15 protein-coding genes are annotated in these 15118 nt (G+C 44.1%); 5 read left to right on the forward strand and 10 right to left on the reverse strand.

Annotation, left to right across the window (positions count from 1 at the left end):
* Positions 1-212: 212 nt before the first annotated feature.
* Positions 213-1004 carry a DODA-type extradiol aromatic ring-opening family dioxygenase gene (locus KDW99_RS01770; RefSeq protein WP_255827621.1) on the forward strand — a complete coding sequence of 264 codons (792 nt, stop codon included), beginning with the start codon at positions 213-215 and terminating at the stop codon, positions 1002-1004.
* Between the two features lie 262 nt (positions 1005-1266).
* Here KDW99_RS01770 and KDW99_RS01775 read toward each other — a convergent pair whose 3' ends face one another.
* On the reverse strand, positions 1267-1605 hold the full coding sequence (locus tag KDW99_RS01775; protein ID WP_255827622.1) for a hypothetical protein: 339 nt from the start codon (positions 1603-1605) through the stop codon (positions 1267-1269).
* Positions 1606-1624: 19 nt separating this feature from the next.
* The gene (locus KDW99_RS01780; protein ID WP_255827623.1) at positions 1625-2509 is read right to left on the reverse strand and encodes a phytanoyl-CoA dioxygenase family protein; all 885 of its coding nucleotides are present in this window, start codon (positions 2507-2509) and stop codon (positions 1625-1627) included.
* Between the two features lie 384 nt (positions 2510-2893).
* Here KDW99_RS01780 and KDW99_RS01785 point away from each other — a divergent pair, with 384 nt between their 5' ends.
* Both KDW99_RS01785 and KDW99_RS01790 read left to right on the forward strand, forming a co-directional pair.
* Positions 2894-3076: a hypothetical protein gene (locus KDW99_RS01785; RefSeq protein ID WP_255827624.1), complete on the forward strand. Its 183-nt coding sequence runs from the start codon at positions 2894-2896 to the stop codon at positions 3074-3076.
* Between the two features lie 161 nt (positions 3077-3237).
* Positions 3238-3420: a hypothetical protein gene (locus KDW99_RS01790; RefSeq protein WP_255827625.1), complete on the forward strand. Its 183-nt coding sequence runs from the start codon at positions 3238-3240 to the stop codon at positions 3418-3420.
* A gap of 127 nt (positions 3421-3547) precedes the next feature.
* On the opposite strand, the gene KDW99_RS01795 is transcribed toward KDW99_RS01790, so the two are convergent.
* From KDW99_RS01795 to KDW99_RS01820, 6 genes are all read right to left on the reverse strand, one after another.
* The gene (locus tag KDW99_RS01795) at positions 3548-5272 is read right to left on the reverse strand and encodes an ABC transporter substrate-binding protein (protein ID WP_255827626.1); all 1725 of its coding nucleotides are present in this window, start codon (positions 5270-5272) and stop codon (positions 3548-3550) included.
* A 94-nt stretch (positions 5273-5366) separates the two neighbouring features.
* On the reverse strand, positions 5367-5639 hold the full coding sequence (locus KDW99_RS01800) for a DUF2160 domain-containing protein (RefSeq protein WP_255827627.1): 273 nt from the start codon (positions 5637-5639) through the stop codon (positions 5367-5369).
* Between the two features lie 11 nt (positions 5640-5650).
* Complete coding sequence (locus KDW99_RS01805; RefSeq protein WP_441902244.1) at positions 5651-6523, reverse strand: carbohydrate ABC transporter permease; 873 nt, start codon at positions 6521-6523, stop codon at positions 5651-5653.
* A gap of 30 nt (positions 6524-6553) precedes the next feature.
* Positions 6554-7423 (reverse strand): carbohydrate ABC transporter permease, encoded by an 870-nt coding sequence (locus KDW99_RS01810; RefSeq protein ID WP_110574667.1) that lies wholly within the window; start codon positions 7421-7423, stop codon positions 6554-6556.
* Positions 7413-8570, reverse strand: a complete 1158-nt coding sequence (locus KDW99_RS01815; RefSeq protein WP_255827629.1) for an ABC transporter ATP-binding protein — start codon at positions 8568-8570, stop codon at positions 7413-7415. Before KDW99_RS01815 ends, KDW99_RS01810 begins: the two co-directional genes overlap by 11 nt.
* 2 nt (positions 8571-8572) lie before the next feature.
* Positions 8573-9661 (reverse strand): ABC transporter ATP-binding protein, encoded by a 1089-nt coding sequence (locus tag KDW99_RS01820; RefSeq protein WP_114413324.1) that lies wholly within the window; start codon positions 9659-9661, stop codon positions 8573-8575.
* 318 nt (positions 9662-9979) lie between these two features.
* On the opposite strand from KDW99_RS01820, the gene KDW99_RS01825 reads away from it, so the two are divergent.
* Together KDW99_RS01825 and KDW99_RS01830 are read left to right on the forward strand one after the other, a co-directional pair.
* Positions 9980-11998 (forward strand): sigma-54-dependent Fis family transcriptional regulator, encoded by a 2019-nt coding sequence (locus tag KDW99_RS01825; RefSeq protein ID WP_255827630.1) that lies wholly within the window; start codon positions 9980-9982, stop codon positions 11996-11998.
* Positions 11999-12185: 187 nt separating this feature from the next.
* Positions 12186-13607 (forward strand): EAL domain-containing protein, encoded by a 1422-nt coding sequence (locus KDW99_RS01830; RefSeq protein WP_255827631.1) that lies wholly within the window; start codon positions 12186-12188, stop codon positions 13605-13607.
* A gap of 47 nt (positions 13608-13654) precedes the next feature.
* Here the strand turns inward: KDW99_RS01830 and KDW99_RS01835 are convergent, their stop codons facing one another.
* Positions 13655-14056 (reverse strand): RidA family protein, encoded by a 402-nt coding sequence (locus KDW99_RS01835; protein ID WP_255827632.1) that lies wholly within the window; start codon positions 14054-14056, stop codon positions 13655-13657.
* A 99-nt stretch (positions 14057-14155) separates the two neighbouring features.
* On the reverse strand, positions 14156-15043 hold the full coding sequence (locus KDW99_RS01840) for a LysR family transcriptional regulator (RefSeq protein WP_255827633.1): 888 nt from the start codon (positions 15041-15043) through the stop codon (positions 14156-14158).
* Between the last annotated feature and the right edge of the window lie 75 nt (positions 15044-15118).

A 15118-nucleotide genomic window follows, 5' to 3' on the forward strand; every position in this document is an offset into this window, starting at 1 on the left:
GTCATGATTTATGGCATGAGGTGTTTGTTTTTCTTGATCTAAATGAAATCAAATGCCATTTTCTGCTTTTATTATTAATCAAAGTGAAATGATAGGTTAACCGGATGTATATTGATCAAGCCATGTCACAAGCCTAAACTGATCGCATTAATTAAAGCCAATTTAGTGTTTTGCAAGTTGGCTAACGACTCCAGTTTTAGAGGTGAATGATTATGTTACCCACTTATTTTATTTCTCACGGCGGCGGCCCTTGGCCTTATATCGCTGACATGCGCGCCATGTTTTCCAACCTTGAAGCGTCTTTGGTTCGAATGACACAAGAATTGCCTGAAAAGCCAAAAGCGATTTTGATGATCTCTGGTCATTGGGAACGCAACACCTTTGGTGTGCAGTCTAACCCAGCGCCTGGAATGGAATACGACTATTACGGTTTTCCCGCGCATACTTATGAGGTGAAATACCAAGCCCCTTGCTCGCCAGGGGTGGCCAATCGCGTCGCTGAACTTATTAAAGGCGCAGGCTTTCCAGTGGATCTGGATGATAAAAAAGGTTTCGATCACGGTGCGTTCGCACCAATGGCCGTGATGTATCCAGAAGCAGACATGCCTATGGTCCAGCTGTCACTTAAATCGAACCTAAATCCAGAAGAACATATGGCGCTAGGCCGTGCCTTAGCTCCCTTGCGTGAAGAAGGCGTTTTAATTGTCGGCAGTGGTTTGAGCTTTCATAACCTTGGATTAAGGGGGCCGCAAGCCATTAAACCCTCTACTGAGTTTGATGCTTGGCTACAAGAAACCTTATTAGAATCTGAACCAGCCGAGCGCAGTGCAAGCATAGTGGAGTGGGACAAAGCCCCATACGCTCGACTTTGCCATCCAAGAGAAGATCATTTGATTCCTCTTATGGTTGCCCTTGGTGCAGCTGAAAATGCGAAAGCAACTTGTGTTTACCACGATGAAGGAATATTTGGCGGTTGGACAGCGTCTAGCTTCCGCTTTGATTAAGGAAGGTGCGAGCAAGTCCTCTTGCCTCAGCATGTGGATAAAAGCCTGTTGTTCGAGGCGAGTGCCGAATGTGAATAGTGGTTCTATTTGCGAGGTGTTCAACAAAGAATACAGGCTTTTAGGCCATGCCCTGCGGGTCTTTCAGAGAAAACGTCACATGTCGTTGCGACTCTTTGAAAGGTACCTACATTCCTTCAGAGTCGCGCCTTATTTGACGGTTTCTCTGAAAGACTGAGGCTTAGTAGACTTATTCGTACCTTCCTTAAGCGTTCTTAGGTTTTCTTGTCTTATATTTTTTGGTGGCTCTAGATCGAAAACCAGATCTAGCGCCAACCTGTTTGATACGACCTTTCATTTCCAACATGGCAATTTTTATCTTCTTATTCGACGTTGCCAGTGTCTTTAATTGCTCGATTTCTTTTAACGCTTCAGCAAACTGCTTCTGCTTAAGTAAAATTTCAACAATTTCCTGCATGTGGCTGATGACTTCCGTGTGATCCGTGGTGAAGTTAGACAAACTGATTTCAAACGCCTTTCTCGCATTGTTCAATGTCTCATCTGGTTGATCTGTCTGTTCGTCGTTGCGCGTCATTGTGGTCATGAAAGCCTTGGAAGGTAGATTATAATTGGCGTCTAAAATCGAGTCGTAATACTTGTCTCGGAAGATTAGACACATTCGCGGAAAAGGTATGAAGACAGCGCGGATCAAATACGATGATATCGCCTGCGATACCGGTCAATGTGACAACCTTTTGTTCGATGTTGTGCAGCGAACTGCCTTCTTTTATGAATCGTTGGATTCGTTGATCAGGGGAGCCTTCTTGAACCAGCTCTTGGAACCAAGGATCTTCTTGAATAAGAGGGTCTAACACCTGATCCATCGGCAATAGCGTGACGTCGTTCGGATTATCAAACAGTCCGCTATTTACTGATTCAAAGGCGTTTATTAATGCCTCATTATTTGATGTCCCGAGTGTTTTAGCCAGACGTTCCGCACGTCGATGAGACCCTGAAATGACGGTTGTCGCCCCCATATCTGTCGTGACATTATCGAGCAACACAAAGACAAATAAACTCCAAGGCTCGGCGTCTCCCACCACACAGGGTTCATCGCAGTGCCAAGATTTATGAGGCACATTCCAAACCGACTCTGAGCCAGGAAAGCTCAATAAAGAATACCAAAGATCTAACGGGCGCCAAGTGTCAGCGCCAAATACTTGATCGATAACCAGTTGGATCGCACGCTCAATATCATCGAGTTTCCCCGAGGCTTTTAAGTCTCGCATAATCGATCCCACACCATTCAGCCGTTTTGCACGAGCGTCTCCGACAGGGTTATTGGCATTGGAAAACCATGTGTTAGGTTCGTCGATATGAATGCCAAACTTGCGGTCAACTTCCTGCCAAAGATGGGTTTGTACATCGGCAACCTTTTCAACATCGATGACATTGGAAAGCTTAAGGACACCCTTGTTTTGGAAGTCTTCCTGTTTAGATACTGTCATCGAATTAGTTTCCCATTCAGCGTTAGCGTCTCAGTGATTTTTGTCTACGATCAATAATACCATTGGGGTTTCTTTAAAGAAGGCTATAGTCTGAAAAAACTTGTCTCAAAAATATGCTTTTGTTGATGAAGTCATGATTTCGCTACTGCCTAAAGGCTTAATAGATATTCTTCATCCTGTGTTTGCTTCTCATTTTCTGCCTATATGAGTCAGAGTGTTTCCTGCAATAAAGTCATTAACGATTGGATCGATAGATGATTGTTTTGAAAAGGAAAGGTCAGCTACCTTTGTATAGTGAAAATTTGAGTTGAGTAATTGTAAGTCCCTAAGCTAGGAGAGAGGCACTTTGGTATGCTCGCTCATTCGTAAAATGAGGAGATAAAAATGAGAGCCACTTTACTTATTATTGCAGTTAGTTTTGTGTCGTTAACCGGTTGCGAGATAAATCGAGTGGGCGGGAAATTTGCTGGCATAGATATTGAGGCGAAAAACGATGATGCTCACAGAGAGAGTGGCAAAGCAGGGGCATTCTGCCCTCCGGGACAAGCGAAAAAAGGTGCTTGTTAGCTGCTGGTGGTTTCTTTTTGGGCTCCGAGAATGATTATTATCCGTACGATTTTCTGTAAATACTTCAATTTTTTACATAACTTTTCTTATTTATGACAGAGTAATTTCCTAAAGTTGTCTATGGTTAAGTAACTACCATGCAATCTACGGAGAGAACCCGCATGAACAGAAAAGATGACCGCATACAACATTTGGTTAGCTTGCTCGAAAATTTGGAAAAAGTGTCGCTTCAGGATATTGCGCAAATACCGCCTTCACAGCAGCACATATTGGCCGAAAAAATCGAAAGTTTGCAGGATGAGCTAAAAGCCTTGATGTCGGACGACGAGCCAATGACACACTGACGCTGCTATTTTTACTCTGTTGTTTCCCCCCGCACTTTTAATACTTCAAAGGCAATCACCTTTCTATTTACCCACCAAAAAAAGACCGGCCTAAGCCGGTCAAACGTTCAGAGATAATGACGAGATATTATTCCCAAGAACGAAGTAGGTCGTCATAAGAAACCGTAACACCTTTTGGTTTCTCATTAGCCAACTTCGGTTTTGGTGCGCCAGGTTGAGCCAACCAGTACGCTTCATCACGCGGCTTGTTCATTTTCGGTCCACAGATAGGCTGTACATTAGCGCGTTCTAGACGCTCCATGACTTTATCTTGTGCTGCCGCTAGGCCGTTAAGTGCTTCTTGTGGTGTTGCTTCTCCGCTTGCTGCTTGAGAAATGTACTGCCACCAAAGCTGAGCCAGCTTAGGGTAATCTGGCACGTTGATCCCAGTTGGCGACCACTCTTTACGAGCTGGCCCTTTGTAGAACTCAACCAAACCACCCAATTTAGGCGCTGCTGCGGCCATTTCAGGAGAGTTGATATCCGACTCACGAATAGGCGTTAGACCGACTAAGGTTTTCTTCAAAGAGACTGTTTTGGACGTTGTGAACTGAGCATACATCCAAGCCGCTAGGCGACGATCGTCTGGTGTCGAGTTCATGAAAGTCCAAGCACCAACGTCTTGATAACCTTTCTTCATGCCTTCTTCCCAGTATGGCCCAACCGGAGAAGGAGCCATGCGCCATTTTGGCGTACCATCTTCGTTTACAACAGGAAGACCTTTCGTCGTCATGTCAGCGGTAAACGCGGTGTACCAGAAAATTTGCTGAGCTACGCCACCTTGCGCTGGCACTGGGCCAGATTCAGAGAAGGTCATGCCTTGAGCTTCTGGTGGCGCGTACTTACGCAACCATTCGACGTATTTGGTTGTTGCGTAAACCGCAGCTGGGCCGTTTGTTGCACCACCACGAGAAACGCTGGAGCCTACTGGTGAGCAGGCATCTTTAATACGAATACCCCATTCATCGACAGGTAAACCATTAGGTGTACCCTTATCGCCAGCACCCGCCATAGAGAACCAAGCATCAGTGAAACGCCAGCCTAGAGAAGGGTCTTTTTTACCGTAATCCATGTGGCCGTAAACGCGCTCACCATCGATGTTTTTCACTTTGTCAGTGAAGAACTCTGCGATGTCTTCATAAGCAGACCAGTTAACTGGCACACCTAGCTCGTAACCGTAAATGGATTTGAATTTGGCTTTTAGGTCTGGACGAGCAAACCAGTCAGCACGGAACCAATAAAGGTTAGCAAATTGCTGCGTTGGTAATTGGTAAAGTTTGCCATCCGGCCCTGTGGTGAAATCCAAACCGATGAAATCGGCAAGATCTAAGGTTGGTAATGTGAAATCCTTACCATCGCCTTGCATCATGTCAGAGATAGGTACCACTTTTCCGTAGCGGAAATGGGTACCGATCAAGTCGGAATCATTCACGTAAGCATCATAGATGTTACGACCAGATTGCATTTGTGTTTGCAGTTTTTCAACGACATCACCTTCTTGAATCAAGTCATGGTTGACCTTGATACCAGTGATTTCAGTGAAGGCTTTCGCCAACACTTGAGACTCATATTTGTGCGTTGTTAACGTTTCAGACGCGACGTTGATTTCCATACCGCGGAATTTTTTTGCGGCTTCGGTGAACCAATGCATTTCGTCAAGCTGTTGTTGCTTGCTTAGTGTAGAAACGGTGAATTCGGTATCTACCCATTTTTCTGCAGCATCTGAGTATGCGTCAGCCCATAAGGTGGCTGAATGCATCATGACAGCAAAGGGTAAGGCGGCGAGTGCAATTTTTTTCTTATTGTAGTGCATGTTTTACCTCAACTAAGTTTGGTTTTTCTTTTAGGTTTTTAGGTTTGGCTTCCGTGCCAAAAATTCCATCCTTTATTACTGATAAGGACGCTGACTAGCCCCAGCGCATTAGGATAAGCATCCAAAATGCACATAGGACGGTGGCCACCGCGATGTTCACATCCGTTAACGCAACGAATGCAAGGTGGATAAAAGCACTGCTAAGCAGGCCAATGAATAAGCGATCACCGCGTGTGGTGGCTAGTGGTAAAAAGCCACGACGCTCTACGCAAGGTGAGATCAGTTGCCATGTGGTCATACCGACCAAGAGCACAGCAATGCCGATAAAAAACAGGGCAGTAGGTAATGTCCAAGACATCCAAGCCATAATAATTCTCCTTACACTCGACCAAGGGCAAAGCCCTTCGCCACATGGTTACGAACGAAGTAAATGACCAGCATTCCCGGAATAATTGTCAGTACACCTGCGGCCGCGAGCAGCCCCCAATCCATCCCTGAAGCAGACACCGTTCTTGTCATAATGGCGGCAATAGGTTTTGCTTCGACTGACGTTAATGTTCGCGCTAGCAATAGTTCTACCCAAGAGAACATGAAGCAGAAGAAGGCCGTCACACCGATACCTGAGCGAATCAAGGGAATGAAGATACGCACGAAGAATTTCGGAAACGAGTAGCCATCTATGTATGCTGTTTCATCAATCTCACGCGGCACGCCACTCATAAAACCTTCCAGTATCCAAACAGCTAATGGCACAGTGAAAATACAGTGTGCTAGCGCCACGGCGATATGGGTGTCGAACAACCCCACTGACGAATACAGTTGGAAGAAAGGCAGTAAGAAAACCGCGGGTGGTGCCATACGATTAGATAGCAACCAGAAAAACATGTGCTTATCGCCAATGAACTTATAGCGGCTAAAGGCATAAGCAGCAGGCAAGGCAACTAGTAAGCTGATGACCATGTTCATGGACACGTAAAAGATTGAGTTTACGTAACCCATGTACCAGGTTGGGTCGCCAAATATCTTGGCGTAGTTCGCCAAAGTGAAATCCGCTGGGACGAAAGATAACCCGCTAAGAATTTCCGTATTGGTTTTAAATGACATGTTGATTAGCCAATAGATTGGCAGTAATAACAGAACCAAATACAGCACCAAACCAAAGCGACCACGAAGGTGTGCGTTGCGGGTTTTGCGCTCAGCTCGGCTATACACCGGAGCTTGCTCTTTTGTACCTGTATTGTGGCGCGTCATTGATGTTTTTAATTGCGTCATGATCCGCTCCTACTTGTCTTTTTGCATGTTCATGATGGTGGTGTAGAACACCCAACACACGAGCAAGATGATTAAGAAGTACACCAGTGAGAACGCCGCCGCAGGGCCAAGATCAAACTGGCCGATGGCTTGCTGTACCAAGGACTGACTCAAGAAAGTCGTAGAGCTTCCTGGACCACCGCCTGTTAGTACAAAAGGCTCGGTGTAAATCATGAAAGAATCCATAAAGCGCAATAACACACCAATAATCAGTACGTTAGTAAGCTTAGGCAGCTGGATATAACGGAATACTGCCCAGCGAGACGCTTGGTCGATACGCGCCGCTTGATAATAGACTTCAGGAATCGCTCGTAGACCTGAATAGCACAACAAGGCAACCAATGGCGTCCAATGCCAAACGTCCATCAAAACTACGGTTAACCAAGCATCAGTAGGATCAGACGCGTAGTTGTAATCGACACCGATACTACTCATAAAGGCACCGAACAAACCTATGTCGGCACGGCCGAAGATTTGCCAAATTGTGCCTACTACGTTCCATGGAATCAGCAGGGGAATCGCCACCAAAATCAAAGCCAAAGAGGCGCCGCGACCTTTGGTTGGCATCATTAAGGCAACACAAATACCCAGTGGTACTTCAATGATAAGAATGGTGAATGAGTAGATAAATTGACGCAGCAGGGCTTCATGTAAGCGGCTGTCTAGCATCACTTGTTTGAACCACTCAGTGCCGACAAAGTAGCGCGTATAAGGGTCAAAAATATCCTGTACCGAATAGTTCACCACCGTCATCAACGGAATGATGGCTGAGAAGGCAACGATGAGGAAAACGGGCATAACAAGGAACCATGCCTTGTTGTTCTCGACTTTAGTTTGCATGGTCGGTCTCCTTATTCTGCTGAGCTGTGTCTGCTTGACCGTCTACATCTACCAAATATTCGTCCACATAGACCTTGGTCCATTGTTCCGGAAAGCTCACATAGATTTGCCCTGAAGGGACCTTTTGGTCTTCGCTCAAGCGCGCCTTCATTACTTGCCCATGGAACATGAAAGACAGAATCTTGTAGGTACCAAGGTCTTCCACGTAATCCACGTTGACAGAAAAGGCGTCGTCATTTTTACCTTCCCATACATGGACAAACTCAGGGCGAATCCCTAAGGTGACCTTGCTGGCTCCCATGGCGCTTAAGCGCGTTAGCATGGCATCGCTAACGGATATTTCATGCTCTCCAAACATCAGCGCCGCTTTTTCTTCATTGTTAGTTTTCAGTTCGGCTTCAAAAAAGTTCATGCCTGGACTGCCGATAAAGTAGCCAACAAACGTGTGCGCTGGGGTTTCGAATAATTCCCGTGGTGTGCCGAACTGGACAATTTGCCCGTTGTACATCACAGCAATTTTATCGGCGAAGGTGGAGGCTTCTAATTGGTCGTGTGTCACATACACCATGGTGATGTTGAACTGTTCATGGATCTGCTTGAGCTTACGACGTAATTTCCATTTCAGCTGTGGATCGATAACGGTAAGAGGCTCATCAAACAAAATTGCTGATACATCGTCACGTACTAAGCCACGTCCCATGGAGACTTTTTGTTTTTGATCCGCTGACAAACCTTTGGCTTTGCGCTTTAGCTGGTCAGACAGTTCAAGAATCTCGGCAACTTCGTAGACTTTCGACTTCACCTTGTATTCTGGTACGCCAATATTGCGTAGCGGAAAGGCCAAGTTATCAAACACTGTCATGGTGTCGTACACCACTGGGAATTGGAAAACCTGCGCGATATTGCGTTCTTCGGGTTTTAATTCGTTAACGCGTTTGCCGTCAAATAAAACCTCCCCGTTAGAAGGTTTTAGCAGGCCCGAAATAATATTCAGTAGTGTGGATTTACCGCAGCCAGATGGGCCAAGTAGGGCAAAGGCACCGCCTTGTTCCCAAACGTGAGACATTTCGCGGATGGCGTAGTCTTCTGGCTTGGTTGGATTATCGGTATAAGTATGCGCTAAGGCATTTAAGGTAATAGAAGCCATGATTATTGATCCCTCATTCGTGCTGGGGAATGCACCATCTTGCCTTGAGCGTCAAAGGCGTACAGCTTGTGCGTCGGGAAATAGACTTTAATTTCTTGATCCACTTGGTAAGCGTGAACCCCAGATAAATGCAGTACTAAATCAAAATGCGGGTTGTGAACATGCAGGAAGGTTTCTGATCCACTGATTTCCGCCAAATCAACTCGGACAGGCAACTCTAAATCATCGTCAGAGTGCGGCACCAAACCTATGTGCGAAGCGCGCACACCAAATTGATATTCACCAGGAGTTAGGCGGCGCAAATCGCTGTTTAAACGGAAATGGACAGTGTCGTCGAAAGTGACTTCTTCTTCGCTGACGCGACCAGGAACCACGTTAATTGGTGGTTCAGAGAACATCTCTGCAGTGATAATGTCTTTTGGCTGGTGATAAACCTCGGCAGTTGGCCCCATTTGCAGCAAACGACCTTCGTTTAAAACAGCGGTGTTACCACCCAGAGCCAAGGCTTCGTTAGGTTCGGTTGTGGCGTAAATGGCGATGCAGTTACGGGCTTTGAACAAGGCGCGTAATTCTTGACGTAGCTCTTCGCGTAATTTGTAATCGAGGTTAACCAGAGGTTCATCGAACAAGATAATTTGCGAGTCTTTCACCAAGGCTCTCGCCATGGCGGTACGCTGTTGCTGGCCACCAGAAAGTTGCAGTGGCAAACGATCAAGGAAAGGATCGATGCGAAGCATTTCTGCGGTTTCACGTACACGGCGGTCGACTTCTTTTTCATCCATCTTTGCCAAGCGAAGTGGCGACGCGATGTTTTCGTAAACCGTGAGGTTGGGATAATTGATGAACTGTTGATACACCATGGAGATGTTGCGTTCGCGAACAGGCACACCTGTTACGTCCACTCCATTCATGAGGATTTTTCCTTTGGTAGGTCGATCAAGACCTGCCATGAGGCGCATTAGCGTCGTTTTACCGGACAGAGTGCGCCCAAGTAGAACGTTGAAAGAGCCGGGTTCGAGAGATAAATTTACATCATCGATCCACGTCTCGCCTTCAACAACGCGCGATACATTCTGCAGCGTCAGAGACATTGTAAGTACCTTTTTTGTTGTTATTGTTTTCTTGTGTGAACATCTTGTGTCTTTCGCAAGGCTCAAAAATGAACGCACAGTAATTTTGTCTGTATGTTGTAAGTACTTACAAAAGCCGTGCCAAAAATTTTTCTATACTTTTGGTCAGGTATAAATCATTGAAAAATATTGGTTTTATTGTGATTTTTGGTTGGGTTTGGTGGCTTTCACTTTCGAAAAAGGACTGTTCACGAGTGTTCAAAGTGTTTACAGTCTGCCAATCACAGTGAACATTTCATGCACACTCCGAGGGATCTCCTTGAGGTGTTGGAGTAGGAAATGCAAGACGAAGAAGAACAAAAACAACAACAAAGTGCCGCCGCATCTGCCTCCATAGACTCTGGATCGGAAACGAATTTGACGCAAACTCACAAGGAGCGAATTCAAGCGTCTTGGTATCGTTGCGAGCAATTTGGCTTGGATCACAGCAGTCGACCCGATTTCGCGACCTTGCCAAAAGGTTCGTTAACAGATCTGATAGATCAGCATCGTAGCTTGCTCGAAACCACAGAAAACGAAGTGTTGCCGTATTACGAAAATATTCTGAGCAATTCAGCTTGTATGATCGTTTTAGCGGACCGCCAAGGTCATGTATTGAACACTTGGGGGCAACCGCGTTTTGGCAGTGCTGCACAGCATGGTTTGGTAGGCGGGAACCAATGGACCGAAATGGGCGTTGGCACCAATGCGATTGGTACCGCTCTGATTACTGGCGAAGCGATTCAAGTGGGTCGAGATGAACACTTCTTACGTGCTAATCGTTTTATGGTTGGCTCGGCATCGCCTATCTACAACACCAAAAACGATTTGGTTGGTGTGTTGGACATCTCCTCAGACGCGTATCTGCCTCAAGATCATACTTTTGGCATGGTCAAACTTATGTCGTTGAGTGTGGAGAATCGCCTGATCTTTTCCGCCTTCCAGCAAGAGCATTTTATTCTCAGTTTTAATACCAATGTGGTCAGTTTGGACAGTCATTGGTCTGGTATTTTGGTGCTGGATGAAAACGGTACGATTGTCTCTGCTAACCGTCGTGCGGAAGTGGTTCTCGCGCAGGACTTGGCTTTGCTCAACATTAATCAAATATTTGATATCGAAATGCGTGAGATCAAACATCATCCTTTTAGTTTGCCGATGAAGTTGATTGCCATGGGGCGTTATCAGTTTTACGTTAAAGTGATTCCTCCCGTACAGCAAATCATGCGCATACCAGACTTTCGTCAGCGAGCAGATTATGTTGCACCATCACAGCCAGAAGCTATTGTTATGAATGAAAAAAATCCACCCGTTGAAAAGGTGAAGAAGCCGGAAATACTGTCGTCTAAAGCGATTCCAGATAACGTCATTCCATTGGCTGAATTACAACATGGCGACGATCGAGTCGAGCGTTTAGTGCGCCAAGCTCATAAGATTATGGAAAAAGATATTCCTATCTTGATTCATGGTGAAACGGGTGCTGGTAAAGAGATATTTGTACGCAGTTTGCATTATCACAGCTCCCGCGCCAAAGAGATGTTGGTGGCGGTAAATTGCGCGGCTATTCCTGCTGAATTGGTGGAGTCTGAACTTTTTGGTTATGAAAAAGGCGCTTTTACTGGTGCGCAAAATCGAGGCTCCATTGGTCTGATTCGTCGCGCCCATCACGGCACATTATTTCTTGATGAAATTGGTGAAATGCCCATGGCAGTGCAGTCGCGTTTATTGCGAGTTTTGCAAGAAAGAGTGGTCACGCCATTGGGTTCTACCGAAGCCTTTCCGGTGGACATTAAACTGATTTCCGCCACCAATCGCATCTTAAAAGAAGAAGTGAAAGAAGGGCGTTTTCGCCAAGATTTATACTATCGAATTTCAGGTTTGAACATAGAGCTACCCGCTTTGCGTGAGCGCACTGACAAAGCGGCATTGATCAAATACCTTCATGAGCGTTTACGCAAAGAAGAACCAGGCCCAGCTTTGTCGCAAGCTATGTTGGACTTACTGGTGACGCATCCATGGCCGGGAAACATGCGCCAACTCGCTCATGTATTAAAAGTCGGCATGGCAATGGCCGATGAGGAAGAGCTAGAAGAATGGCATTTACCTGATGATTTCTTTGATGACCTCGATGCCATGGGGCAAGTTGATGATTCAACATCATCAAAGGCGGCCAGTGAACAAGATGAACCGTTAGAAGACTTGATACCTAGGCTGTTAAATGAATTCAAAGGCAATGTCTCGCAAACTGCCAAAACCGCTGGAGTGAGCCGCAATACGGTTTATAAGTATGCAAAGTTAAAAGACGAAAATGATTCTATGTAGCAAATTGTAATTATTTGTCTTTGGTTGTCTTTTTTTAGAAATTTATAATGTCTTATATTTCAGTAAGTTAAGGTTGGTTAGGTTTTATGTAATGTAGATGACTTATTTAGGTTACAAATGTTATGTATTTTTTCTTTAGTAACTTGTTATAAATGAGGCTATACAAACAAGAGATATTGGAAGTTACATGTCTACAAAATCAAGGATGTTAATAACCGTCATTATTAATTTCTCTTTGGTAGTTATTTTGACCAGCTCTCTATACTTCATAGAAAGTAAGTGGCATCAACAACGAGAATTAGAGTCCAAAGAGAAGATACAGCAGCTATATTTTTCCGAAATGGAAGGTTATTTTAAAGAAGTAGCGAATTTTATTGCTTTCATATCCGTTGGTTATACAGATAATTGCCCACGCAGTTTTGTTTTACAAATGCGTAAAGAGCTTTTTAACATCCCCGGGTCAATAGAGTTTGGAGTCATTCAGAAAGACGGCGATCATGGTGTTGTGGTATGTAACTCTTGGGGCGAAAACGAAAGAATCGAGGTAAGAAAACCATCTCCACATGAGGGGTTCTTGATAACAGGGCCTCATACAATCAATTCGTTAGAAATGCCTATTTTTGTTATCAAAAAAACCACAGAGAATTTTGAATTCAATATATTGATCAAGAAAAGCAGTGTCGATAGATTTTTAAATAATAGTTCAGACATTGTCATATCGATTAATGATAAAGAGCTAGGTGATAAATACCGTAACTCGGATATCATAGATAACCTTTCTTATGTTGTTCCTATAACGGATTCCGTCAAACGCTATAACTTATATTTTGTACCCACAACGCTATTGCTATTTTTAGTATGTATTTTCCTTGTGACACCAAGAATAGTAATACTTCTCGAGAGAAGGTGCATTCGAGGGAAGATAAAACATCATGTTTATTACAATGAATATCAACCTATTATTGATACGAATGATCAAAGCTTGTTCTCTATTGAGGTGTTTTTAAGAAGCAAAGACGGTGTTAATGTTAAAGACAGTATTGACCAAATTAAAAACTTAGACTTATGCGTTGAGTACACCTTATTTCAAATTAATCTGATCAAGTCGAGCTTCAATAAAGCGTTCATTTCTAACAATAGTTTCCAAGTGAATATTTCCAGCTTGCATCTGGAAAGTGATTTTTTTGTTAGAAAAATGCTTACTCTAGAGAATGAGATATGTTCTAGCCTGATTCTTGAAGTCACAGAAGATGAAAACTTAATGCTAGAAAAGAACGTTATTAAAGATCATATGCAAAAATTAAAGCAAAAAGGCTATAGATTCGCAATTGATGACTTTGGTGTGGAATACTCCAGCTTATCCTATGTCTCAGAATTTGACTTTGATATTGTAAAAACGGACAAAATCTTTATAGAAGATAAAGCAAAAAATACCGCTATCTTAAAGTCCATCATCACATTGACCAACGAGCTTGGCATTGTTTGTATTGCGGAAGGCATTGAAACAGAGAAAGACAGTCAAAAAATTAGCCAGCTAGGAATTCACCTTCATCAAGGCTGGTTTCATAGCCGACCGATGAAGGCAGAAGATATTCTTGCTTATTATTAGTTTCTTTTCAGATTATTTATCATCTCAATAAGGTCTTTTGCGCGAGTTTATTTTGACACCTTAGCCACGGCTTCAATTTCAATTAAAATCTCTGGGGAAGCCAAAGAGGCAACGCCAATCCCCGTTAATGCAGGGCGTGAGGTACCTAGTGTGCTGGCGATAATAGGGACGATGTCTTCCATATGGTCTGCAACCTCACCACGCATATAGACTCTTAGCTGCAGGATATTTTCGACTGAGGAATTTGCTTCTTCTAGCACCGTGATTAAGTGTTTTGCTGCATTGGCAGTTTGCGTTTTCATGTCGTGATTATGAGTTTGAAAATCGCTGTCCCAGTCGACTTGCCCTGAAATAAAAACCAATCCCGTATCGTTATCTACCGTGGCTTGTGACATACCTGTTGCTGCACCATCATATAAGGATAGTGGATTAATGCGTTTAATGGACATAATGACCTCTACATAGTGTTTAAAGTGACGCTAGGGTAGAGGTGAGTGGGGCGTTTGGCGATAAAGCTAAGCTTGTTGCTCATACAAGCGAAGATCTTTTTAATGAGCAAATTTCTTCTGGGTGCTATCCAGTAACCAGCTAATTAATGGGTCATGTTTTGCGTTTGGGTGATAGGCAGCTACGACTTGATAACCTGGCGGGTATTTCTCCAATGCAAGCTCAAATAGTCCATCGCACGGTAGTAACCTCGAAGGGATGAATCCCACCATGTTTGACTGCTTTAAGGTCTCTTTCGCCATATGAAAGGACGGGGCGGATACGGCGACATGACGTGGAAATCCTTGTTGTTCAAACCAAGTATCAGCAGAGCCTATAAAGCTGCCAACGCCAGGCGAAACAATGACGAAGTCGTGTGTGGTTAATTGTTCTAGTGATAGGCCATGAGTACGTTCAATGGATTTATTCGCTGTTACGCATAGGTATTTTTCGGTAAATAACGGCGTTGAAATCAATCCTTCGGGAGCATAGGCGCTGGTGGTAAAAACAATATCTATTGAGCCTTGATGGATTTTTTTGGTTAGGTTGGCGTGTTCGATATTGGTAACGATCACTTTTACTTTAGGAGCGTACTGTCTAAGCTCTCTAATGAGCTCGGTGACGATCACTTCTTGGGTGTAGTCTGTTGCACAGATAACCAGTGTTCTTTCTGCTTCCTGTGGTGAAAACGCTTTTGCCAGAGGGATGCTATTTATGTAGGTTAATATTTTTTCGATGTGTTGCTCTATCTCTTTGGCGTAGGGTGTTGGAATCATTCCATGCCCTGTTCTAACAAAGAGTTGATCACCAAGAATGCTTCTTATTTTTTTAAGTTGAAGACTGACAGCCTGTTGAGAAACACTTAAATGTTCTGCCGCTGCTGAAATATTGCCGAACTGATAAAGAGCGCTTAATGTTCTAAGATGATTTATTTCAAGTTTATCTATCATGCGCGTCTCGTTGGCTATTAGTAGTACAGATAGGTGTATAGATGTTATTAATAGTTGCTAAATGATCGTTTTCAA

The organism is Marinomonas rhizomae (genome assembly GCF_024397855.1).
GTDB lineage: Bacteria > Pseudomonadota > Gammaproteobacteria > Pseudomonadales > Marinomonadaceae > Marinomonas > Marinomonas rhizomae_A.

What these genes read in the sequence shown, in the direction of transcription:
- KDW99_RS01770 (WP_255827621.1), top strand. Translation starts at nt 213, where the DNA reads ATGTTACCCACTTATTTTATTTCTCACGGCGGCGGCCCTTGGCCTTAT.
- KDW99_RS01775 (WP_255827622.1), bottom strand. Translation starts at nt 1,605, where the DNA reads ATGACCACAATGACGCGCAACGACGAACAGACAGATCAACCAGATGAG.
- KDW99_RS01780 (WP_255827623.1), bottom strand. Translation starts at nt 2,509, where the DNA reads ATGACAGTATCTAAACAGGAAGACTTCCAAAACAAGGGTGTCCTTAAG.
- KDW99_RS01785 (WP_255827624.1), top strand. Translation starts at nt 2,894, where the DNA reads ATGAGAGCCACTTTACTTATTATTGCAGTTAGTTTTGTGTCGTTAACC.
- KDW99_RS01790 (WP_255827625.1), top strand. Translation starts at nt 3,238, where the DNA reads ATGAACAGAAAAGATGACCGCATACAACATTTGGTTAGCTTGCTCGAA.
- KDW99_RS01795 (WP_255827626.1), bottom strand. Translation starts at nt 5,272, where the DNA reads ATGCACTACAATAAGAAAAAAATTGCACTCGCCGCCTTACCCTTTGCT.
- KDW99_RS01800 (WP_255827627.1), bottom strand. Translation starts at nt 5,639, where the DNA reads ATGGCTTGGATGTCTTGGACATTACCTACTGCCCTGTTTTTTATCGGC.
- KDW99_RS01805 (WP_441902244.1), bottom strand. Translation starts at nt 6,523, where the DNA reads ATGACGCGCCACAATACAGGTACAAAAGAGCAAGCTCCGGTGTATAGC.
- KDW99_RS01810 (WP_110574667.1), bottom strand. Translation starts at nt 7,423, where the DNA reads ATGCAAACTAAAGTCGAGAACAACAAGGCATGGTTCCTTGTTATGCCC.
- KDW99_RS01815 (WP_255827629.1), bottom strand. Translation starts at nt 8,570, where the DNA reads ATGGCTTCTATTACCTTAAATGCCTTAGCGCATACTTATACCGATAAT.
- KDW99_RS01820 (WP_114413324.1), bottom strand. Translation starts at nt 9,661, where the DNA reads ATGTCTCTGACGCTGCAGAATGTATCGCGCGTTGTTGAAGGCGAGACG.
- KDW99_RS01825 (WP_255827630.1), top strand. Translation starts at nt 9,980, where the DNA reads ATGCAAGACGAAGAAGAACAAAAACAACAACAAAGTGCCGCCGCATCT.
- KDW99_RS01830 (WP_255827631.1), top strand. Translation starts at nt 12,186, where the DNA reads ATGTCTACAAAATCAAGGATGTTAATAACCGTCATTATTAATTTCTCT.
- KDW99_RS01835 (WP_255827632.1), bottom strand. Translation starts at nt 14,056, where the DNA reads ATGTCCATTAAACGCATTAATCCACTATCCTTATATGATGGTGCAGCA.
- KDW99_RS01840 (WP_255827633.1), bottom strand. Translation starts at nt 15,043, where the DNA reads ATGATAGATAAACTTGAAATAAATCATCTTAGAACATTAAGCGCTCTT.